The following is a 242-nucleotide window of genomic DNA, read 5'->3' on the forward strand; positions in this document are numbered from 1 at the left end:
TTTATAACGGCCTACATTAGCTAAATCATAAAGTTTTGGATCAAAAAAGCGTGATAATAAAAGACTTTTCGCTTTGTCGTCAGTAGGCGGTTCACCTGGGCGTAGACGCTCATAGATTTCCAGTAATTCTTTTTCCACACTCTCGGTGTTATCCTTTTCAAGAGTTTTGCGAAGGTATACTTTGTCTCAGATCAAATCGAAGATTTATTTATCTGTTCCGAATCCAAGTGCACGAATCAATA

General features: G+C 37.6%; 1 pseudogene. It reads right to left on the reverse strand.

Annotated features, from left to right (window positions below):
• Positions 1 to 242: pseudogene (locus tag ACYP5M_RS26690) on the reverse strand (hypothetical protein); the annotation flags it as partial.

This window comes from Peribacillus sp. N1, assembly GCF_054600815.1.